This window comes from Paenibacillus sp. FSL R5-0713 (assembly GCF_037973325.1).
Classification (GTDB): domain Bacteria; phylum Bacillota; class Bacilli; order Paenibacillales; family Paenibacillaceae; genus Paenibacillus.
The window spans coordinates 6,168,168-6,191,667 of sequence record NZ_CP150229.1 but is presented as its reverse complement, the minus strand read 5'-3'; the positions used below and the strand labels follow the sequence as shown (position 1 = coordinate 6,191,667).

The window sequence follows — 23,500 nt, the reverse complement described above, 5'->3', positions numbered from 1 at the left end:
ACATTCACAATTCGGACACAAAATCAATGATTCAAGTGCCTGGGAGATAAGCAGAAGTGATGAAATGCGCGTGATGAATGAGAAAAGCTCTCATATGTAAACGTAAAGAACCACTCTAATTTGCTTAAAAAGGTCCAAATTAAGCTTGGAACAAGCAGAAGATTTGCATTTTCATGTTGACAAATGATAATGATTATCAGTATCTTTAGTGTAGAAGATATTTGCGTCGGAAATACACAGAATTATAATTTCGTTTTCGTTGTCATAGCCGGATTACATAATCGGGATAAATGAGAGAGGGATGATCGCATGTTTCGTCTGGAGACGACCAAGCTGGATATCGCTTATGAGGAAAGACTAATTGTAGAGGATCTGAATATTCAGATTCCCCAAGGAAAAATTACAGCACTTGTTGGAGCCAATGGATCAGGGAAGTCAACCATCCTGAAAACGATGGCACGTATTATGTCACCAAAAGCAGGTAATGTATTACTCGACGGGAAGTCCATCCATAAACAATCCACGCGTGAAGTTGCCAAGCAACTTGCGATTTTGCCACAGAATCCAACCGCTCCTGAAGGACTTACCGTTACTGAACTGGTATCGTATGGTCGATTTCCTTATCAAAAAGGATTTGGCTCCATGCGGGCAGAAGACAAACGCATGATTGAATGGGCGATTGAAGTGACAGGTATGACAGAATTCCACGATCGTCCGATTGATCAACTGTCCGGTGGACAGCGCCAGCGTGCCTGGATTGCCATGGCACTTGCTCAAGAGACGGATATCCTGTTCCTGGACGAGCCAACAACGTTCCTGGATATGGCTCACCAGCTTGAAGTACTGCAACTGCTTGAGCAGCTGAATGCCACAGCTAACCGTACCATTGTTATGGTTGTACATGACTTGAATCATGCTTCCCGTTATGCACATCACATGATTGGTATCAAAAAAGGTAAAGCCATTGCTCAGGGTTCACCTCTGGAAGTCATGAACTCGGATGTGCTTCGTGAAGTATTCAACATTGAAGCAGATATCGTGATTGATCCGCGTTCCGGTGTACCACTCTGCTTGCCCTACGCGCTTGCAGGCGAACGCCAGCAACCGAAACAGCCGGAGCAGATGGTTATGAACAGTGCTATGGTTCATGCTGGAGGACGGACAGAACAGCGCGTTCAAGCGTTAGGAAGTTAACAAATGGGCCATATGTGGTCCTTACATTATAGAATGAAGCCGCTATGCGCTATCGCAGGCGGCTCTTTTGCGTTCATGGGGAATTTGCAACGCATGGGAGCGAAGGGGAACGTGCAGACCCGGAATTTGGTAATCACATCGGATCAGGTTTATAATAATAAGATAGGCTGTATGTTCATTGGTTATATTAACGTGCTCGGAGCAGCCCAAACCAACACTTGTCATGGGAGGAATCAGTCATGTCCGTATATTCATATCAAGCGGTAACCACCGCGAACCAGGAAGTCTCACTGGATCTGTATCAAGGTAAGGTATTGGTCATTGCCAATACAGCTAGCAAGTGTGGACTTACTCCGCAATACGGTGAATTGCAAAAACTTTATGATCGTTATCGCGATCAGGGTCTTGTTGTACTGGGTTTCCCTTGTAACCAGTTTGGAGGGCAGGAGCCAGGTACAAGCGAGGAAGCCGAGTCATTTTGCCAGATTAACTATGGTGTGAATTTCCCGGTGTTTGCGAAGGTAGATGTGAATGGTGAGGATACACATCCCCTGTTCCAATACCTCAAGGAGCAACAACCTGGCGCAGGTGAAACGAGCGACATCCAATGGAACTTTACCAAGTTCCTTGTTAACCGTGAAGGTGAAGTGGTCGGTCGTCTTGAACCGAAAGAATCTCCGGAGACAATGATCGCAGATATTGAGAAATTGCTCGGTTAAACCATGATTGTTTGAGAAGCCTGTCCTTGCATGTGCAAGGACAGGCTTCTTTGATTATTTTATATACGTGGCTTGTTAGAGAGGAGAAACATCCGTTTTAATCATATCGGGTGTGGAGAATGGGCAGGAGCAGCAGAGCAGCATAGGGGATATTTCCTGCAGTTCTCATCAGGGGGACTTCAAGCGAGACAGGAACCACGCAGAGTACGACAAACATTGAACGACAAGGAGTTGCGGTAGCCATTTGCATAGCATAAACCAACCTAAATTCGGGGACAATGAAATCAATACAATGAAGGGAAGAAAGGCTTAAAATAAAGCGAGTGACCTCCTTCGACAATTTTTTTTTGCTCAACCTATTGCAATGTGAAAAAGATCACATTATAATGAGTGTATAAAGTGAAATAAATCACATACACAGTCTCGAACAGGAAGTGAAATATTTCACAACTATAATAACGTTATATTCAAACTCATTTATATATTTCGAGGAGGAACTTTTAATGAAAATCGCAGTTATCGGATGTACACATGCAGGGACCGCAGCCATCGTAAATACCGCCAAATTGTACCCGGATGCTACCATTACCGTGTATGAGCGCAATGACAACATCTCCTTCCTATCTTGTGGCATTGCGCTCTACGTAGGTGGGGTTGTGAAAGATCCTGACGGCTTGTTTTATTCTTCGCCTAATCAGTTGGCAGAGCTTGGTGTTGAAACCAAGATGCTTCATGAAGTTACAGCAGTTGATGCCAAAGGCCATACCCTTCAGGCTAAAAACCTGCAAACCGGGGAAGAATTTGAAGATACGTTTGACAAACTGATCGTGACCACTGGTTCATGGCCTGTCGTTCCGAAGCTTGAAGGCATTGAGATGGACAACATTTTACTTTGTAAAAATTACAATCATTCCAACACAATTATTGAAAAAGCCAAAGATGCCAAACGTGTTACCGTTGTAGGTGCCGGATATATCGGCGTTGAATTGGTGGAAGCTTTCCAGATGAACGGCAAGGAAGTTACCCTGATCGACAGTGTGGACCGGATTTTGAACAAATATCTGGATCCTGAGTTCACAGATGCAATTGAAGATACGCTGACTGGACGCGGCATCAAGCTGGCTCTCGGTCAAACGGTACAGAAGTTTACTGGAGAGAATGGCAAAGTGACCAAGGTGATTACGTCCAAAGGAGAGTTCGAAACCGATCTGGTTATTCTCTGCATTGGTTTCCGTCCAAATACCGAGCTGCTCAAAGGCCAAGTGGATATGCTGCCAAACGGCGCAATCATCGTGGATAAATATATGCAAACGAGTCAAAAAGACGTCTTCGCTGCGGGTGACAGCTGCGCCATTCATTACAACCCGACAGGTAAAGCATCTTACATTCCACTCGCGACTAACGCCGTGCGGATGGGTACACTCGTAGCCCGTAACCTGGTTCGTCCTACGACACCGTATATGGGTACACAAGGAACATCGGGTATCAAAATATATGAGCAAAATATTGCTGGTACGGGGATGACGGAAACGTCTGCTGCTGACGAAGGTCTGATTGTGGAGTCGGTAGTACTGGAAGACAGCTATCGTCCGGAGTTCATGCCAACGGCGGAGAAACTGTTGCTCAAAGTGGTATATGAGCAGGCTACTCGTCGGATCGTTGGAGCACAGGTGATGTCCCAGGTTGATCTGACCCAATCGATTAATACGATCTCGGTCTGCATCCAAAACAATATGACCGTAGATGAGCTGGCCTTCATCGACTTCTTCTTCCAGCCACACTACAACAAACCGTGGAACTTCCTGAACACGGCGGGTCTGCAAGCATTGCCACCGGTAGAAGTAAAAGCACCAGCAATGGTGTAAGGAAGCAGAATCCATGCTAAGCATGAGCATGACAGACGACATACGAGGATAAGTCAGGGTTGTCCGAAAATGCGACATGTACAATAACTGCCGAGCTTACGAAACAAGGCAGACGATCATAAAGGAAAAGGAAGACTGGCGAGTATATCGTCAGTCTTTTTGTGATTTTTTTTAAAAATAGACCTTAATATACTCTTGCTGTCATAACTTCGAAGACGATCTTAAAAGCATATTTTTAAATTACATTGTGATAATTTGCACAAAGTTTCGTGCTAGACCCATATACAATTGAGATATGGCATTCAACGTATCAACAAAGAAGTTCAGGTGTTTTATTCCACGAAGAACAATGAAGGAGAGGATGAATGATATGGCAGCAAAAACACCTCTTGAGGTTGCTCAATATACGGCGCAAACAGGCATGAAGAAGGCTCAAAATCCGGTGTCTTCTGTACTGGTGCTTAGTTTTCTGGCAGGTGCTTTTATTGCGCTGGGTTTTCTACTGGATATTCGGGTGATTGCATCTGCGCCGGCAGAGTGGGGAAGCTTGGTTAATCTGATCGGTGCGGCGGTGTTCCCGGTTGGATTGATGCTAGTACTCATAGGTGGTGGAGAGCTGCTGACAGGTAACATGATGGCTGTTCCGCTCGCGACGATTGCTCGAAAGTTATCCGTAGGTAGCATGTTGAAAAATCTAACATTAGTGACGATTGGTAACTTTGTTGGAGCTTTGTTTGTCGCGTACGCGTTTGGACATGTACTTGGTCTGACTGGAGAGGGGGTATATCTGGCTAAAGTGGTGGATATGGCTGGTCACAAGTTGCATGACGGATTCCTGCAGGCTTTTATCTCCGGTATCGGCTGTAACTGGTTGGTCGCGTTGGCCGTGTGGCTATCTTATGCATCGGATACGATGAGTGGCAAGGTACTGGGCATTTGGTTTCCAACGATGGCGTTTGTGGCCATTGGATTCCAGCACGTTGTGGCTAATATGTTCCTTATCCCGGCGGCAATCTTTGAAGGGCATTATTCGTGGGGCCAATATGTAATGAATTTCATTCCGGTATGGCTTGGGAATCTGACTGGAGGTGCTCTGTTTGTAGCTGCAGCCTATTGGGTGGTGTACCTGCGCCAAGCTGAGCCTAAAGTGAAACCAGAGGTAGCGACGTCAATTGAACCTGTGGAGACGGAGGCTAGAGTGATGTTGAGCAAGCAGGCGTAGCGGAATAACATTACAATGCACGACCCGAAACTTGTGCTTCATATCACTTAGAAGTGAAGAGGATTCTGATCTTGCTCCGTTTCATGGCGAAGATGCTGTGAAGGAGCAGGTCGGAGTCTTTTTTGTGGTGTCTTTGTTCGATTTTAACGCAAAATAAATTCGCCATGAAAAGGTTCGGGGGAACGAAACCTGTTCATGGCGAATTTCGGGAGTGGTCCATGATATGGCATGAGGAGGAAGTGGGGAAACACTAGCCTAATGCCTTGTTTTTAATTTACCCCTGAATTCTGAAGTTGAATCAATTGGCATAACATTTTTTTAAAAATATTTTGAAGCCGCTATAGCGGTGAATATGAAGCAAAAAAATACTGCTCTCTTTACGTGATAACCTCGAAGAAGATATGATATAGGGATAGCTTTTGAAGAGGGGGAGCCATACGATGATCGATCAGGAGAATGGGGTATTTGCAGCGGTATGCCCGCTCGATTGTCCAGACACTTGTGGTCTGTTACTACATAAAGAGAACGGTAAAATTGTGAAGGTGGCAGGCAATCCGGACCATCCGATAACCAAGGGTGCCATTTGTAATAAAGTTAGAAATATGACGGAGCGGGTATATCACCCCGAGCGTCTGCAATATCCGATGAGACGTGTTGGAGCCAAGGGTGAAGGCAAGTTCGAACGAATCAGTTGGGATGAAGCAATCAGGGAGATTACGACCAAGTTCACTGCATTGTCCGAGACCTACGGATCGGAAAGCATCCTGCCCTACAGCTTCTACGGTAACATGGGCATTCTCGGCGTAGACGGCATGGATCGACGGTTCTTCAATGCACTAGGTGCAAGTGTGCTAGAGCAGACGATCTGTAATGCGGCCGGAAATACGGGCTGGAAATATACGATGGGCGCTAACCATGGAACGGTCCCGGAAGATACGGAGCATGCGGATCTTATTCTGGTGTGGGGCGGCAATATCGTCAGTACAAATATGCACCAGGTCGTTTTGGCGGAGAAAGCCCGCAAGAAGGGCGCCCAGATCGTCGTAATCGACGTTCATCGCAATCGTACCGCTCAATGGGGCGACTGGTTTATTCCGCTGTACCCGGGCACGGACAGTGCACTGGCGCTGGGCCTGATGCATGTGTTGTTCGAACGAGGACTGACGGATGAAGCATTTATGCAAAAGTATACAGTGGGACATGAGGCACTGCGTGCTCATGTCCGCAGCTACACACCTGAACGCGTTGCGCGCATTACGGGCGTGCCGGAGGAGACCATTGTGAAGCTGGCCGAGCTATATGGCAACGCACAGGCAGCCCATATTCACATCGGCAATGGCCTCCAGCACCATGATAATGGGGGCATGAATGTGCGTAGCGTAGCTTGTCTGCCTGCCATTACAGGGCAATGGCTGAAGCAAGGCGGCGGTGCCGTGCGTACCAACAGCTACGCGAGCACGAATAGCGATGCGCTGGAACGTCCGGAACTGCGGCAGAATTCGGAGCCGCGGGTGGTGAACATGAACCGGATTGGTGAAGCGCTGCTGGAAGCGGAGCAGCCGATCCGGGCCATGATGGTCTACTGCAGCAACCCACTGGTGGTGGCACCGGATACCGAACGAGTGGAGCGAGGTTTTGCACGGGAAGATCTGTTCACGGTTGTGCATGATCTGTTCATGACGGATACGGCAAAATATGCAGATATCTTGTTGCCGGCCACCTCTTCATTTGAAGCGACGGACCTGTATGCCTCCTATTGGCATCAGTATGTTCATCTGCAAGAGCCGGTAATTGCACCGATTGGAGAGAGCAAGAGCAATGTGGAACTGTTTTCTCTGCTTGGGCAGGCCATGGGGTACGATACTGCAATCTTCGGAGAAACACCGGAGCAGATGATTAAGGATGCACTCCAGGATACAGGCAATCCTTACATGAATGGAGTTACGTTAGAAGGACTGAAGGAACACCGATTCATGAAGCTGGATATGACACCACATGCTGCATTTCTGGATCAGCTGCCTACGCCTTCAGGCAAAATCGAGTTGTATTCGGAGACAATGGAACAGCGAGGGCTTCCGCCGCTCCCTACCTATAGCGCTCTGATTGAAGGATATGATGGGGAGAATCCGGCTGGACCTGCCGATACGTATCCGCTGATGTTCCTCTCGCCGCCGAACCATAATTTTCTGAACTCCACCTTTGGCAATTCAGCCAAACACCAGCGTTTGGAAAAGATGCCTCTTTTGCAAATGCACCCTGAGGACGCTAACCGCAGAAACGTGGAGGATGGAGATGCAGTGATCGTATGGAATGATCGTGGGCGTATCGAACTTACCGCCAAAGTAAGTGAAGCCATGTTGCCGGGAACCGTCATCAGCCAAGGCTTATGGTGGGATGGTGAAGGCAAGAAGCAACGGGCGAATTCGCTGACGTCCAATCGGTTGTCGGACATGGGTAACGGGGCTACCTTCTTCTCGGCCACTGTCGAAGTGAAGCGTCAATGAGTGTGCTTGCAGCGCGATTTTTTTGAGGTAAGATGAACAAAGAACAGAATGTAGCTGGATATAAAGAGCAATACAGGTAACACTTCCAAAGGCCTTCGCTCTGGCTGGTTATGCCGTCAGGGCAAAGGTTTTTTTGGTATGGGAACACGTTTGTAGCGTATTAAGGAGAATGAACTAGAGATGATGAGATGGCTGGATAACTATCCAAAAGAAGTGAAAGTTTTTTTGCTGGCAAGTCTGGTTAACGCAACCGGTAGTGCCTTAATGTGGCCGCTGACCACCATGTATGTGTTTGATGAGCTAGGACGAACGATGGCTAACGCGGGTTTTGTAATCCTTATTCAATCCCTAGGTGGCATCTTCGGACAATTGCTTGGAGGGTCACTGTACCATCGGGTGGGCGTTAAGAAGCTGATTATTGGCTCACTGGCGCTGAATGCGTTAGGTTTGTTTGCGTTGCCCTGGATTAGCGCGTACTGGGTTATATTTATATGTGCCATGGGCTGGATCGGTCTGTTCAGTTCATTGTCGCTGCCAGCGATTCAGGCTTTTATCGGCTTCCGGTTTGCGGAGCGACGCGGTGAATTATTCAATATTATCTATGTAGCGAACAATATCGGGGTGGCGATTGGTACGGCACTGAGTGGTTTTCTCGCTGACTTTTCCTATCACCTCAGCTTTGTACTGAACGGAGTGACTTCAGCCGGATTTGCGCTGTTCTTCTGGTATTATCTGTCGCGGGTTGAACCGGATCAGGGGGAAGTACATCTGACGAAACGCAAAACCGTCCCCGATGGGCCGGGCGTCTGGGCATTGCTGGGCAATACCCGATTATATCTGTTTATGAGCTTGGGCGTGCTGTTCCTGTTATTCGGCAATTCCATCTGGAACACAGGTGTGTCACCGTACATCATCTCTGAGGGGATGGAAAAAAGAATGTACGGTCTGCTCTGGACCCTGAACGGGGTGCTGATCTTTGTAGGCCAACCTTTCACCAGTTGGGTGAAACGGACCATGGCCCGTACCTCAACGGCCCAGATGACCGCAAGTGCGGTGTTCTATGGCATGGCCTACATTGTCATGATTACCATGTACAGCTATCCGGGCATGGTGCTCGCCATGGTACTTGCCACATTTGGAGAGATGCTGATTTCCCCTGCAACCCCTGCATTTATCTCGGAGCACGCGGGCAGGGCGGCCCCTTTTTACATCGGGATATCGGGTGGAATCGGTGCGGTTGGACGGGTTATCGGCCCATATGCGATGGGGGTCATGTATGACAAGCAAGGACTTATACCTGTCGCGTGGCTGGCAACGGGCACAGCGGCAATTGCGGTAATGGGTTTTGTGCTGCATGCGGTGTTGAACCGTAATCGTGAAGTGAAGGAGTATGGGATGGATACGTAACAGATCCAATCGGGTTGAACAGGATGTGGAAGAACGGGTTGAAGTGGACGGTAAATCCACTTTAATCTGTCTCCTCATCCGTAAACTATGGTTGACAAAAAAATGTTTTTATGCTATAATTTACATATAAAATTATTCCGTATATAATAAGATTCTCCTGGCCAGGGAGAATCTTATTTTTGTTTGTACGGGAGGAATAAGTATGAAGCAAAATGAATCCAGTATCACATCATTGATTTCGACCTTTGGCCGAGCCTATCATTGCCAACATGATACACCTCTTATTTTCAATGATTTTATCGCTAGTGCCCTTATCACTCCTCAAGAGTTTTCAGATATCAGCAATAACATGGTTAAAGGCATTCATTTTTTCAACCCGGATATGGCCCACCAGCTCAAGGACGACCCGGAAAAGGTTCTAAAATGGATAACCCAGATACAATTATCTCCAATAACTCTGGCTCGAGCCGCTTACTGTGAGCATGTACTTTTGCATGAAGTGACGTTGGGATTGAAGCAGGTAGTCATTCTTGGCGCCGGAATGGATACGTTTGCTTGGAGGCATCCGGAATTGGAGGACACGCTGGATATCATTGAAGTGGACTATCCGGCTACACAGCAATTCAAGAAGGAGCGGCTGAAGCAGGCGAGGCTGACTGTTCCGGATAATCTTCACTTTGTACCCATGGATTTTACGCGAGAGCTTTCAAATGACAGCTTGACTCTTGAAGGTTTGGAGAAACGTAAGACGTTGGCCAGTCTCTTGGGGGTTTCGTATTATTTGCCCAAAAATGATCTATTTAACGTGATTCGTCATGTGTTTGCGAACCTGCCATCTGGAAGCTCTATAGTTCTGGATTATGCAGATGAACACCTTTTTGAGGAAAAAGGGAGATTTAATCGGGTTGAAAATATGGTTAAATTGGCTGCAATGGGCGGTGAGCCCATGCAATCCGGCTACGCATATGTGGAGATGGAGGCCATGCTTGAAGAAGCAGGGCTGCTTATTTATGAGCATCTCACTCCGGAGGCGATTCAGGAACAGTTTTTCCAAGATCGAATTGATCATCTAAGTGCATTTGAAACGATACATTTCATTCACGCAGTAAAAAAATAAATCGATCCGGCAAGTATGGTCACCAATATAGCCCGTATTTGCATAGTAGATGCTAACCTTCACCCTATAGCGGGGTGAGGGTTGTTTTGTCTTTAGAGAGACCAGCTTCAATTGCCGGCTAGTGAATGATTTTCACGATGAGATGAGAAAGGACTGTTCAGAAATCAGACTTGTTATCGTTCAATTCCATGTCATTCCATGTGCTCCCCTCTATTTGTGCATAATGCTCATATAATAGAATGGATCTGGTTAAAGGCAGGAGGCTGCATACGATGTACAAGGTTTTGTTGGTCGATGATGAATTTATGATCTCGGACGGGATCGCTAGTGTTGTGAACTGGTCGCGATTAGGAACAGAGCTGATCGGCATTGCTCAAGATGGATTGGAAGCGCTTGCTATAATCGATCGACAGCGCCCGGATATCATCATCTCGGACATTCGCATGCCGGGAATGGATGGGTTACAGCTGGTTGAAGCTGTGGCAGAGAAGTATCAGCATATTTCATTTATCATGCTCACGGGGTTTACGGAGTTTGAATATGCGAAGACCGCCATGCAGTATGGGGTGAAGCATTATTTGCTCAAGCCCTGTAGTGAAGAACACCTCGTCGAGGCTATCAGTGAATTGGTCAGTGAGAAGCGGGAGTTAACTGATCAGGAGCGTTTTGTACAATCGATCCAATATAATCTGGAGCGTGTACTGCCGCATGCCAAGGAATATTTTCTGAAAGAACTGGTGACCAACAGAACCTATGGGGTCAAGGAATGGAAGTATTTCGAGGAATTATTCGATGTACAGTTTCAGGATCAGCGTGTGCGGTTGCTGCTGGTAGAGATTGAGGGGGATCATGAGTACTTGCACTTGTTCGCGGTCAAGAACATTGCCGAGGATATTTTTCACAATCCGATCTTAAGTACCACGGTTGGAGGTCATGTGTTATTGATGATGGAGGACAAGTTGTCTGAAACACAGTTGTTCCGTAATATCGATGAGATTCGCACCACATTTACCCGATATTATCATGATGATCTTACGATTGCCCTGAGCGAACCAGGAGATCTTCCACAGGCGCGGCAATTGTACATGCAGACGCTGGTTTACCTCAATTACCGTTTCTACCTTGGTGAGGGCAGTCTTATTATGGAGCGGGATGTCTACTCCCCCGGGGAGCGTACTCTTCCCGAATTCGAATATGATCCAGAGCGGATGGCTACTGCGATGAAGGCTGGACACTGGCAGGAAGTCGGAACAGAGCTGAACCGGATGTTTCAGATGCTTGCCAGCTTGCGATACGATATTTCTCAAACGAAGTCCTATCTTATTCAAATATTTATGGAAATGATTCGACTCAGCGGCTCTGCCGAGATGAAAAGGTATATGGATCAGCTGCCGGGCATGATTGAATCCAGCACCCTGCACTCTTTTCAACAGTTTCTGCTTGCCGTTGCCAAGGAAATCACGCTGCGCCGCTACGAACAGCACCGCTCCAGACAATCACAGATGGTGGGCAGTGTGAAGCAGATCGTGGAGAAGCGTTACAGGGACGAAACTCTGACGCTCCAATCCATCGCCGGGGAAATATACATGAATCCAGACTACATTGGCAAAATGTTCAAAAAAGAAACCGGTGAGAAATTTACGAACTATGTGTTAGGCTACCGCATTCGCAAAGCGTTGGAGCTTCTGGAGCAGGACGGGACCTGCACGGTATCCTCGCTTGCCGAACAGACGGGCTTTGGTGCCAACTGGCCTTATTTTAGCAAAATGTTCAAGAAATACACGGGCTTCTCCCCCTCCGAGTATAAAAAAGTACCCTAGACAGCGATGCTGTCGCTTCTACATAGTGTCCTGTATATCCTAATCCACATGCGACTCACATCTGATTTATGATCACGCCCTGTGTGCCAGTCAACGGCAGCAGGGTCTTTTTTTGTCGGACGGAACTCGGTTTTGAACATGCATTTAACGGAAATGAGCATGGGAAGAAAAGCCGCTCGATTCTATCATTAGAAGTGTCAAGTGAATGTATGAACATCGAGAGTGGAGGTTGAGTGGATGGAGCTGAATCGAAGCCGGGGGATTGAACCTGGGCGTTTGAAGCCAGCTGGCAAATGGAGTTCGGTGAAAAAGGAGCTTGTACGCAACAGATACGTATATCTGATGCTCGTTCCAGTTGTAGCCTATTATCTGATTTTCAGTTATGGGCCGATGTACGGACTGCTGATGGCATTTCAGGAATCCTACAGCCCGATCAAAGGAATTTTGGCAGGCGAATGGGTCGGTTTTGACAATTTCACCATGTTTTTCGAAAGTTATTATTTCTGGCGACTGATTAAGAACACACTGATTCTGAGTTTTTACAGCATTGTGTTTGGTTTTCCGGCTCCAATCATCCTGGCCCTGTTACTGAATGAAGTACGGAAAAAGTGGTTCAGAAGCACGGTACAGACGATCAGTTACATGCCACATTTCATCTCGGTTGTGGTCGTGGTTGGAATGTTGAAAACGTTCTCATCGTTGGATGGCGGATTGTTTAATGTCATTCGTGACTTTTTCGATCTGCAGCCAATCATGTTCCTGGCGGAGAAGGATATGTTCCGTCCGATGTACATTCTGTCCAACATATGGCAGGGGGCAGGATGGGCCTCAATTATCTTTTTGGCAGCACTTAGTGGCATTGATCCACAGTTGTATGAGGCTTCCAAAATTGACGGTGCAGGCCGCTGGAGACAGCTGTTACATATTACACTGCCGGGCATCATGCCAACGATTGTGATCATGTTAATTCTGCGCATGGGGGCGGTCATGAATGCTGATTTTCAGAAAATATTGCTGATGCAAACGGCACCGACCTATGAGACATCCGATGTCATCTCCACCTTTGTTTATCGATCCGGAATTTTGGAGGGGAACTATACGTATTCAACCGCCATCGGGCTATTCAACGGTGTCATTAATTTCGCGCTGCTCATCATCGCAAATGCGATCAGCAGAAAGCTTAACTCAACCAGTCTCTGGTAATTGGAAGGTGAAGCGATGAAACAGTCTATAGGGGAACGAGTTTTTGATGTATTCAATACACTGCTGCTCTTGGTCATCATGATTTTATGCTTTTACCCGATGCTGTACGTGTTCAATTCTTCCATCAGTGATCCGGATCAGATGCTGCGTTCCCGGTCATTGATGCTCATTCCTGAAGGTTTCCAGCTGGGAGCGTACAAGTCGGTATTTCAGGATACTCGCATCTATACGGGATATATGAACACCTTGTTCTATGTTGTGGTGGGTACAGCCATCAATCTGCTCATGACTTCGCTGGCAGCCTACGGGTTATCACGCAGTGATCTGATGGGCAGAAAAACGTTGATGAAATTAATTACGTTCACGATGTTTTTTGGCGGGGGTATGATTCCAACTTTTCTGCTGATTCAGAATCTGGGCATGGTGGATACCCGTTTTGCGCTTATTATTCCGGGTGCCATCAGCACATTCTATTTCCTTATTATGAAAACAAACTTTGAGGGCATTCCGATCAGTCTGATCGAATCGGCGAAGCTTGATGGTGCCAATGACTTTCTGATTTTGTTCCGAATCGTACTGCCTTTGTCAAAACCAATCCTGGCGGTCATGATGCTGTATTATGCAGTTGACCATTGGAATGATTACGTCGGGCCAATGCTCTATCTACGCAGTCAGGAGTTATATCCGATTCAGATTATTATGCGTGATATTCTGATCAGCAGCAGTACGGAGGCCATGGGTGCTGGCGCCGATACCGGCTTCGCCATTGGGGAGAACATCAAATATGCGACCATTATTATCTCCACACTGCCGATTATGCTGGTATATCCGTTCATCCAACGTTATTTTGTTCAGGGCGCTTTAATCGGTGCTGTGAAACAATAAAAAATGTATCCTATGGAGGCGAATTACGTGAAAAAAAGAATGGGGTCCATCCTGTTGTCATCATTACTTACCATGTCTTTGCTGGCGGGCTGTACGGGGGATAATGAACCAGGTAACGCAGAGCCAGCAGAAGGAACAGAACCTGCGGTTCAGGCGTTGACCGAGATACCGCTGCCGATTACAAGTGAGCCATTTACCATTGACTACTGGCGCGCCAATGACGCCAAACTAACGGCTTCCTTGAACAACTTTGGCGATATGGCCGCTTACAAGGAAAAAGAGAAGTTGACGGGCATCCAAGTGAAGTTCACACATCCTCCGCTTGGACAACAGCGTGACCAATTCAATCTGTTGATCTCCACAAAAGAGCTGCCGGACGTTATATATTATAACTGGGCCGATGCGGTTGGCGGACCGGAAAAAATGATCAAGGACGGCCGGATCATCCGATTGAATGAATTGATCGACAGTTATGCACCGAACTTGAAGCGGATCATTGAATCCGATCCGGATGTGAAGAAGCAGATTGCACTCGACGATGGAACGATCTATATGTTCCCACTGCTGAAGCTGGATGCGTTGAAACTGAATGCCACTTCCGGTTTGATTATGCGCCAGGACTGGCTCGATAAACTGAATCTCAAGGTACCTACCAACATCGATGAGTGGTATACGGTACTCAAGGCATTCAAGGAACAGGACCCTAACGGCAATGGCAAGCCAGATGAACTGCCATTCACCGGAAACTGGGGACCGGGCAACCTGACCAAGCTCCATGATTTTGCGGCGGCTTTTGGTGTCATTGGTGGCTTCCAGTTGAATGGAGACAAGGTGGAGTTCGGACCAATTCAGCCGGGCTACCGTGATTTCCTGGAGACCATGGCCAAGTGGTACAAGGAAGGGCTGATTGATCCCGAGATCATGACCAATGACGGCAAAGCGTTCGACTATAAGGTCACCAGCAATCTGGCAGGCGCATATCAGGGCGGTGTATTCAGTGGTATGGGGAAATACTTTAATCTGATGAGAGATACCGATCCGAACTTTAACCTAACCGGTGTACCGTGGCCCGTATCTGCGGATGGAACTTCGTATGCTACCTTTAATCTGGAGAATAAGGTCCTAAGTTATGGTGAGGCTATTACGGCTTCTGCAGACGAAGATAAATTGAAATATATTGTGCAGTGGATGGACTACAACTATAGCGAAGAGGGTAGTGATCTATTCAACTTTGGTATCGAGAATGACAGTTATGTTCGGGACGGAGACGGTGTGAAATTCACAGATACCATCATTGATAATGCAAACGGTCTGACGTATGATCAGGCATTGGCTTCCTATGCTTTGTCCATTATGGACGGTCCAATCAATCAGGATAGCCGTTACCTGGATGCCTTATTATTTGACGACGGACAGCGTGCAGCGAATGCGGAATGGATGAAAGCAAGCTCGGCCTTAACACTCCCACCAATTCGCTTGTCCACAGAAGAGGTAACCACAAGTACGTCCATCATGAGCCAGGTGAATACGTATTTGAATGAGACGATGACAGCCATCATTAGCGGACAGAAACCAATCACTGAATTTGACAAGATGACCGACACCATCAAGAGCATGGACATTGAGCGGGCGATTGAGGTTCATCAGGCGGCTTATGACCGATATCAGTCCAAATAAACCGTGAGACATCGAGCGCTAAAACTTTGGGAAAACCTTCCTGTATGTGATATACCTAGTAGTATCACGTGGTTCAAAGGAGCGCTTTGGTCATGACAGCCTACCGCAAACTCAGCATCAAAATGAAAATGTTTCTGATGATCATGGTCATGATGGCGTTTATCATCATCCTGGCGTTTGGTTCCTTGTACTATACGTATTCGGTGTATGACAAACAGCTGTTTGATAAGTCGTCTCGTCTTCTGAACCTTTCCTCGTCTACAGTGGATGTTGAACTTCAAAAGTTGGAAGCGTTATCACTGAACATGATCTCTGATACACAGATTCAAAGGGCCTTGAAGTCTTTGCTGGATGATGATAGCGCATATTCAAGCTTTATTGAACGGAAGAAGATCACAGATCGGCTATGGGAGCATATTAGTGGGGCTGCACGATATGTGCAGTCCGTTCATCTGATTGATTCCAGAGGAAGAGTGAATAAATATGGCGAAACACTAACCGTATCCCCTGAAAAATATGATCGGATGATTGAGGCGGCGGAGCAGGCTAATGGTGCAGTACGCTGGCTGTACCCGGATGACGATGACCCGATGCTGGTTATGGTGCGTCAGGTGCGAGCCTACGAACCGATGACCCTGGAACCGGTAGGCATACTGTTTCTGCGTATTAATATTGAGCGACTCGTTGAAGAGTATGCGGGCATGGACAGCCGGGACAGTGACATTATTTTAAAAGCAGGCACTGAGGTGGTCTATCCTTATCGCCAGCTTCCAGATGCGGTTTCCGCAGGACTGAATCCTCTTCCAGGCAGTGGAGGATATGAGGTCAAAAATCTGGATGGGAGGGAGATATTCCTTTCCCAGAAAAAATCCGCCTATACCGGCTGGGTTTATTATAATATGGCCTCTTATGATGAGATTTTTGAACGTATCATATGGTTGAAAAATAGTCTGATTGTCGTATATCTTATCGCCATTCTGGTTGTCCTCGCGCTTGGTATGGTGTTCGCACGCAGTCTGACAAGGCCGATCAGGCAGCTCATCAGTCAGATGAAGGAGGTTCAGTATGGGGATCTGGAGAATATGGATGCCAATCTGTCCATTCCAACACACCAGCACATGGATGAATTGGGGTTATTACAGCGTACGTATCGAATGATGATTACACATATCAATACATTGATCAAAGAAAATTATGCAAGCCAGCTGGTCATTAAAGAAACGGAGTTTAAGGCGCTTCAGGCGCAGATCAATCCACACTTTCTGTATAATGCGCTGGATTCAATCCATTGGCTCGCCAAAAAGAACAGGCAGGAGCAAATCTCCAGTATGGTGCTGTCACTCGGGTATTTACTACGCTCCTCCATCAGCTTCAGGCAAAATATCATCACCCTTGCCGAAGAGCTGGAGATCGTCAGCCATTATATCACCATTCAGACCTACCGTTTCCGGCAGCGGCTGGATTTTCGCTTGGATGTGCCCGCTCCTTATCTGGAATGTGCCATTCCCAAGTTAACCCTACAGCCATTACTGGAGAATGCCATTCAATACGGATTGGAACCACAGGTTGGATCATGTCTGATTCGAGTGTGTGCCGAGATTTCAGGTGGCAAGCTGGCCCTGATCGTGGAGGATCACGGTCCCGGTATGGAACCCGAATATGTGGAACAAGTGCTGCGTGGTGAAGTGAAGACCAGAGGAACAGGTATTGGTTTGCTGAATATCAGGGAGCGGGTACGTCTGGCTTTTGGCGAAGAATATGATGTTCTGCTGGAGAGCAGGCCAGGGCTTGGAACGAGAGTAACGGTGCTGCTGCCACCCCCATCACCAGGTAAGGAGGATAGGCCATGAGAAGATTATTGCGATCCATAGGCATGATCTGTCTTCTGCTGAATCTTCCTGGCTGCGTGAGCCAACTGGATCAAAGGCCAGGCATGATCGTTGACGAAGAGCCGATAACGCTGCGAATCGCTTGGTGGGGTGGGGAGTTTCGCAACAATGCAACAATCGCCGTTATCGATCTGTATGAGAAGTTGAACCCACATGTAAACATTGAATACGAATATAGCAGCTTCAACGAGTACTGGAGAAAACTTGCCCCACATGCAGCAGGCAATGCGTTGCCCGACATTATCCAGATGGACATCTCCTATCTGTCCCAGTACAGCTCGTTGCAACTGTTGGAGGATATAACGCCGTACATGCAGAACGGACTGATTGACACGACAGATATTGAGAAGGAACAGCTGGAGAGTGGTAGCCTGAATGGCAAAACCTATGGTCTCAGTTTGGGGGTTAACGCCATGCTCAGTATCTATGATCCGGAAGTGTTGAAGGCCAATGATATTGAATTGCCGACGGATACGTGGACATGGGCGGATTTTGACCGTATGGGCGAGCAATTGCTGGGGAAAGGCATTTATCTGGGAACTTATTTCACGCCGGAACAGTTTTTTGCGTATTACTTGAGACAGTATGGTTCCAAGCTATACGCCGAGGATGGCAAGAGGTTGGGTTATGAGGATGATGGATTGTTTATTGATTACTTTGGCAGGATGCAGCAGCTCGCGGAGAAGAAACTTATTTTTGCACCGGATATCTGGACATCCGACATTGGCCAACCCGACAACGACCCGTTTTATCTGGGAGAGGCTTTGTTTAGCTGGGGGTATTCCAACCAATTTATCAGCACCACTCAGCGTTATGGCAAACCCTTAACGATATCCCCGATGCCTGGGCCAAACAGCCAGGATGGGTTGTTTTTGAAGCCAGGCATGTTTTTCTCCATCGCGGGCAATTCCAGACATAAGGAGGAGGCGGCCAAGTTCATCAGCTTCTTCGTAAATGATTTGGATGCCAATCTGTTGCTGAAAGGAGAGCGGGGTGTGCCTGTCTCATCCCGTGTTAAAGAGCGGATGAAGCTGGTGGTTGAACCAGAGCTGGCGCAGGTGTTTGATTATATTGATTGGGTTGCCGATCACAGTAGCCAGATGGACCCGCCTGATCCTGTAGGTGCACCCGAGGTCACTGCGGTGCTGCGGGAGTTGTATGATCTGCTGTTGTTTGGCAAAATTACACCTGAGCAGGCGGCGAAAATTTTCCGTGAGCGGGCAAACGCAATTCTGGGTGGAAAGTGATAAAAATGGACTAGATCATATATGTATTTAATAGGCTTGGAGCTGTTGTCGTTCACAAGCTCAACCTTCATCCTACTCGGATGAGGGTTTTTGTTATGGTATGGTGTATATTTCCTCTAGTATAATAAAAATGGGTAGTGGTCCTATCTGTAGATTAGATAGATTCTATCCATATACTAATGGATGAGGAGTGTCAGGATATGTCCATACATCAGATAGGTCACAAGGTGTCTTTTGCAGATATACATACGAAATTGCCTCAGAAAAGTTGGATGTACACTCAGAATGAAGCGCACAACGGTGAATTTGAAGCCGAGGAAGTATGGTTACATTCTGGCGATCTTCATATCAGTGAACTGTTGTTGGATGAAGGACCTTTCTTGATCTTGGTTGACGGAAATCTGACAGTGGATCGTTATATTGGAAATACAAGTTCCGACGCGGCCAGTTCCAATCTGGTTGTACTTGGGAATCTCATAACGCCCTATATGATCGTGGGTGGGCAGGAAATATATATTACAGGTAATCTCTATGTGGAGGATATGTTCTGGGGGGATTATAACCATGGAGAATTGACAGTGAGAGGGAATGTAGAAGGTGGATTGCTGGTAAGTACCGAGCAATATAAGATTCAGGTTCAAGGACAGCGTAATGTGAAGCGTCAGCTAGAAGAATGGGAGGATCTCGGACCATGGCGGGGCTCTGACATGTTGACGTTATTGGTTCCTGAATGTGTGATTGATGAAGATACAGAGCCGTTTCCTTGGCGAGAAGAAATGTTAAGGAGGCTGCAGCAAGGACAACCTGTAATCAACCGAAAGTACATTCATGCTGAACAATCAGAGCCAGATGTGCCGGATTGGTTCGAAGATCATCGGATTACCGCTGAGAACATAGAGCGTCTTACTCATCCATCTTTGTTGCCTGTAAGAGAGGAGGATGAGTTACTGAACAGCTATGAATTTTGGTTGGACGAGCAATTTTGCCGAGTATCGGTCTATGGAGATGAGCATACGGAGGGGTATTTCCGCAGTCTGTATTTTCAGGATGACCACAATTGTGCATTGTTGCTTAAGATGGAGCCATCAGATCAAGGTTCCAACTCTCCTGATAAACATATCGTACAGCAGGGTAAACCTGTCTGGATGATCTCAGGGGCATATCGTTATCTGCACAATGAGAATTCGGAATGGAATGTATTCTCGGAGAACTCACCTGCTGATATTCAGCAGTTAAACGAGCAAGGATGGAATACCTTGTTGCAGTCTGTATCGAATGTTCAGTATGCCCGTTCCTTAATTTCGCACCAACTGATCCATGATTTATTAGCACTGCCTGTCGTGGAGCCATATGACGATTATTATGATGATGATCGGCACGGACTGTGGATTGGAGAGTTGTATTTTGCATTTCGACAAGCAGGTCAGATGTCTAATGGTGTTCCCCAGCCAGCCATGCTACGTATTGGAAGAGAGTATGTGGATGCTCAAGGGGAGACGCAGGTGGAGAAATACTATTATACTCTGCACCAACATGCAGACGGCTCGGAAAGTGTGTTGATCGAATACTCGGCTCAGAATAACGAGGATGAGGAAGAAGAACCGTTGTTGCTTGAAATTCATTATATTGGCGGCTCTCAGTTACTGCATGCCGTTCAATTGCTGGAACGTGGACGCAAAGTGCTCATTCAAGCGAATGAGGATCTACTGAATGGGGAGCCACCGTACGCTGCTGAATCATTTGCGAAGCGATTCTGGAAATCCAAAGGATATCTGAAATGAATAAAACAACCTTCACCTCGTTTGCAGAGGGAAGGTTGTTTTACTCCGTATTTGGTTTTTTCGATGGTTGCTATTGTTAGGGCATGCTACTTAACCAAACTGGGCTTGATGCAGTCGGCTGTACGAGCCTTTACGTGCGAGCAGCTCTTCATGACTACCTTGTTCAGCAACGCTGCCGTTCTCCACTACCACGATGCGATCCGCATGTCTAATAGTTGCTAGTCGATGGGCAATCACCAAAGTTGTACGTCCCTGAGCCAGCTCGGACAAGGCCAGTTGAATGGCGGCTTCCGTCTCGGTATCAAGTGCGGAGGTGGCTTCATCCAGAATGAGGATAGGCGGGTTCTTCAGGATCATTCTTGCGATGGATAGACGTTGCTTCTGTCCGCCGGAGAGTTTTACGCCACGTTCACCAATCATGGTGTCCAGTCCATCTGGCTGGGATTGTACCAGTTCTTCCAGTTGGGCCCGGCGAATGGCTTGCCAGATTTCGTCATCGGAAGCATTCAGCTTGCCGTATGCAATATTTTCACGAATCGTTCCGTCAAACAGGAAAATATCCTGCTGCACAATCCCGATATGGGAGCGCAGTGATTCCAGCGTCATGTCCTTCACGGGAATGCCATCAATGGAGATATGTCCAGCATCCACATCGTAGAAACGTGGGATCAGACTGCATAGCGTCGTTTTGCCCCCTCCTGAAGGTCCAACCAGAGCAACTGTCTGGCCTGCCTGAACATTAAGGTTGACCTCAGACAGCGTAGGTTTATGCTCTCCATAAGAAAAGGTGACGTTATGGAAGGCAATATCGCCTTTCACATCCGAAATCGGTTGTGCCTGTGGTGTATCTTCTACATCCGGTACGGCCTCAAGCAGCTCCAGATAACGTCTGAAACCGGCGATGCCTTTGGGATACGTCTCAATGACGGAGTTAATCTTCTCGATTGGTCCAAGGAATACATTGGATAACATTACAAAAGCGATGAACTCCCCGTAAGTCATACTTCCTTGGATGACAAACCAGGTTCCACATACCAGTACAAACAGGGATACAAATTTCATCAGAATGAAGCTAAGTGAAGAGTTCCAGGCCATAATGCGGTAGGTGATTAGTTTTGTCAGTCGGAAACGTTCGTTGTTCTCAACGAAACGGCCTACTTCATGCTTTTCATTGGCAAAAGCCTGAACCACACGGATGCCGCTCACATTGTTCTCTACCCGTGCATTATAATCGGCGATATCTGCAAACATGCGTTTGAATGCTTTGGACATTTTGCGACTGAAATACAGTGACAGGTAGATCATCAGCGGCACAATGATAAACGTCATCACAGCGAGCTGCCAGTTGATCCCCAGCATAATACCGAAAGCCCCGGCGAGTGTCATGAAGGCAATGAATAAGTCCTCAGGTCCGTGATGCGCGATCTCACCAATATCCATCAGATCGTTGGTCATACGGGAGACCAGATGCCCGGTCTTATTGTTGTCGAAGAAGCGGAAGGACTGCTTCTGTACACGTGTGAACAGTTCTCTACGCATATCGGATTCGATGTTAATACCGAGCTTATGGCCCCAATAGGTGACGGCATAATGGAAAAAGGAACTGAGCAGGTAGATGCCGAGCAAAAAGGCACATGCCGCCAAGATCATGGACCAATTGCCAGCCGGAAGCAGTTGATCGACTACCCGGTTAACGGCAAGTGGAAAGGCCAGCTCGAGCAGCGCGGCGGCGATGGCACAGGAGAAGTCTAATATAAAGAGCCTTTTGTAAGGACGATAATAAGACATGAAACGGCGAAGCATATGTAAGTCCTCCTTGATATGACACAAATGCCCGAGCAGGCTAAATCAGCCTGTCCGGACACCTGTATTCATGCTTATGTTATTTGCGATTTTGCTCCGCACGTTCTACGATCATATCGGCGAATTCTTCAGCCTGACCTTGAATTGCAATCGGGTCGAAGTACCAGTAACGGTCTTCCAGCAATTCGTACACCTGATTGTTTTTCACAGCCGGCAGGGATTGCCAGATGGAGTCGCCTTGATAATTTTTATTGTTCTCTCCGACGGTCAAGAAGATATGATCCCCTGCATAATCACCAACAACTTCACGCGAAATCTCTTTCCATTGGGTGTCACCCATCAGTTCTTTTTTGGTGATTTCGAGTGGGGCAAGTTGCAAAGCACTGTAGACCGCTTGTCCGCCTCGACCAAAATTATCTCCATATCCATAATAACTCTTGTCAGATACTTCAAGGATGGAGAAGGTTTCCTCCGGTTTGATGACGGTTTTCACCTTGGCACGAGCGGCTTCAATCCGTTCGTCGTACGTTTTCAGCCAAGCTTCGGCTGCTTCGGATTTGTTCATCAGCTCTCCGAATCCCCGAATTTCGTCATGTACATTGGTGAATGTACCATAAGGAATTACTACGGTAGGTGCGATCTTTTGATAACTCTCAATTTCACTGGCTTGGTCAGAGTAGGTAATGATCAGATCCGGGTTCATGGCAATGACCTTCTCCATCGATACCGCTGCCCGATCACCGATACTTTCAATGCCCTCCACCTGATCCGCATAGAACGGGTTTTCCAAATAATATTGAACAGCACCAACGGGCTTCACGCCCAGCGCGAGCAGATCACTTACGTACATATCGGTCACGATTCGTTTCGGTTCAGCCGGAATTTCAACATCCCCACTTAATGACTTGTAGACTCGCGTAGCATTCGAATTGTCCGAACCGGACGACGTGTCTGTGTTCGTCTCCGAAGAGGCCGTTGTCGTTTCAGCTCCCGTTGCCGATGTCTGTTCGGTGGCAGTGGAGCCCGTTCCGCTGCTACAGGCAGCCAGAATCATAATGATGGCAAGCATAAGCAGCAAGCCGGAAAATCGTTTTTTTGCAGCAAACATATTCTTGTTCCCCCTATGTATAATCAATAATGATTATTATTCTCATTAATAACATAGAG

16 protein-coding genes are annotated in these 23,500 nt (G+C 47.1%); 14 read left to right on the top strand and 2 right to left on the bottom strand.

The features are described from left to right. The first annotated feature begins 309 nt into the window (after nucleotides 1-309). From MKZ12_RS27585 to MKZ12_RS27520, 14 genes are all read left to right on the top strand, one after another. A complete protein-coding gene (locus tag MKZ12_RS27585) occupies nucleotides 310-1,194 on the top strand; it encodes an ABC transporter ATP-binding protein (RefSeq protein WP_339257749.1) in 885 nt (294 codons plus the stop codon). 239 nt (nucleotides 1,195-1,433) lie between these two features. Beyond that, complete coding sequence (locus MKZ12_RS27580; protein ID WP_339257748.1) at nucleotides 1,434-1,913, top strand: glutathione peroxidase; 480 nt, start codon at nucleotides 1,434-1,436, stop codon at nucleotides 1,911-1,913. Nucleotides 1,914-2,416: 503 nt separating this feature from the next. Further along, nucleotides 2,417-3,778: an FAD-dependent oxidoreductase gene (locus tag MKZ12_RS27575; protein ID WP_339257747.1), complete on the top strand. Its 1,362-nt coding sequence runs from the start codon at nucleotides 2,417-2,419 to the stop codon at nucleotides 3,776-3,778. A gap of 370 nt (nucleotides 3,779-4,148) precedes the next feature. Next, the gene (locus MKZ12_RS27570) at nucleotides 4,149-5,000 is read left to right on the top strand and encodes a formate/nitrite transporter family protein (protein WP_339238333.1); all 852 of its coding nucleotides are present in this window, start codon (nucleotides 4,149-4,151) and stop codon (nucleotides 4,998-5,000) included. 440 nt (nucleotides 5,001-5,440) lie between these two features. Next, nucleotides 5,441-7,504, top strand: coding sequence for a molybdopterin oxidoreductase family protein (locus MKZ12_RS27565; RefSeq protein ID WP_339257746.1), 2,064 nt, complete (start codon nucleotides 5,441-5,443; stop codon nucleotides 7,502-7,504). 183 nt (nucleotides 7,505-7,687) lie between these two features. Further along, entirely contained in the window at nucleotides 7,688-8,911 is a 1,224-nt protein-coding gene (locus tag MKZ12_RS27560; protein ID WP_339261535.1) for an MFS transporter, read from the top strand. 202 nt (nucleotides 8,912-9,113) lie between these two features. Further along, a complete protein-coding gene (locus MKZ12_RS27555) occupies nucleotides 9,114-10,028 on the top strand; it encodes a class I SAM-dependent methyltransferase (protein WP_339257745.1) in 915 nt (304 codons plus the stop codon). 272 nt (nucleotides 10,029-10,300) lie between these two features. Beyond that, a complete protein-coding gene (locus tag MKZ12_RS27550) occupies nucleotides 10,301-11,848 on the top strand; it encodes a response regulator (RefSeq protein WP_339238327.1) in 1,548 nt (515 codons plus the stop codon). Nucleotides 11,849-12,085: 237 nt separating this feature from the next. Beyond that, nucleotides 12,086-13,051, top strand: coding sequence for an ABC transporter permease subunit (locus MKZ12_RS27545; protein ID WP_339238325.1), 966 nt, complete (start codon nucleotides 12,086-12,088; stop codon nucleotides 13,049-13,051). Between the two features lie 15 nt (nucleotides 13,052-13,066). Continuing rightward, nucleotides 13,067-13,936 (top strand): carbohydrate ABC transporter permease, encoded by an 870-nt coding sequence (locus MKZ12_RS27540; protein ID WP_105600198.1) that lies wholly within the window; start codon nucleotides 13,067-13,069, stop codon nucleotides 13,934-13,936. Between the two features lie 27 nt (nucleotides 13,937-13,963). Further along, the gene (locus MKZ12_RS27535; protein ID WP_339257744.1) at nucleotides 13,964-15,613 is read left to right on the top strand and encodes an ABC transporter substrate-binding protein; all 1,650 of its coding nucleotides are present in this window, start codon (nucleotides 13,964-13,966) and stop codon (nucleotides 15,611-15,613) included. Between the two features lie 92 nt (nucleotides 15,614-15,705). After that, nucleotides 15,706-17,463 carry a sensor histidine kinase gene (locus MKZ12_RS27530; protein ID WP_339257743.1) on the top strand — a complete coding sequence of 586 codons (1,758 nt, stop codon included), beginning with the start codon at nucleotides 15,706-15,708 and terminating at the stop codon, nucleotides 17,461-17,463. Beyond that, entirely contained in the window at nucleotides 17,460-18,749 is a 1,290-nt protein-coding gene (locus MKZ12_RS27525) for an extracellular solute-binding protein (protein ID WP_339257742.1), read from the top strand. The genes MKZ12_RS27530 and MKZ12_RS27525 overlap by 4 nt, the downstream gene beginning before the upstream one ends. A gap of 200 nt (nucleotides 18,750-18,949) precedes the next feature. Further along, the gene (locus MKZ12_RS27520) at nucleotides 18,950-20,530 is read left to right on the top strand and encodes a hypothetical protein (RefSeq protein ID WP_339257741.1); all 1,581 of its coding nucleotides are present in this window, start codon (nucleotides 18,950-18,952) and stop codon (nucleotides 20,528-20,530) included. Nucleotides 20,531-20,620: 90 nt separating this feature from the next. Here the strand turns inward: MKZ12_RS27520 and MKZ12_RS27515 are convergent, their stop codons facing one another. Together MKZ12_RS27515 and MKZ12_RS27510 are read right to left on the bottom strand one after the other, a co-directional pair. After that, a complete protein-coding gene (locus MKZ12_RS27515; protein WP_339257740.1) occupies nucleotides 20,621-22,333 on the bottom strand; it encodes an ABC transporter ATP-binding protein in 1,713 nt (570 codons plus the stop codon). 79 nt (nucleotides 22,334-22,412) lie between these two features. Beyond that, nucleotides 22,413-23,441, bottom strand: a complete 1,029-nt coding sequence (locus MKZ12_RS27510; protein WP_339257739.1) for an ABC transporter substrate-binding protein — start codon at nucleotides 23,439-23,441, stop codon at nucleotides 22,413-22,415. Nucleotides 23,442-23,500 lie beyond the last annotated feature (59 nt).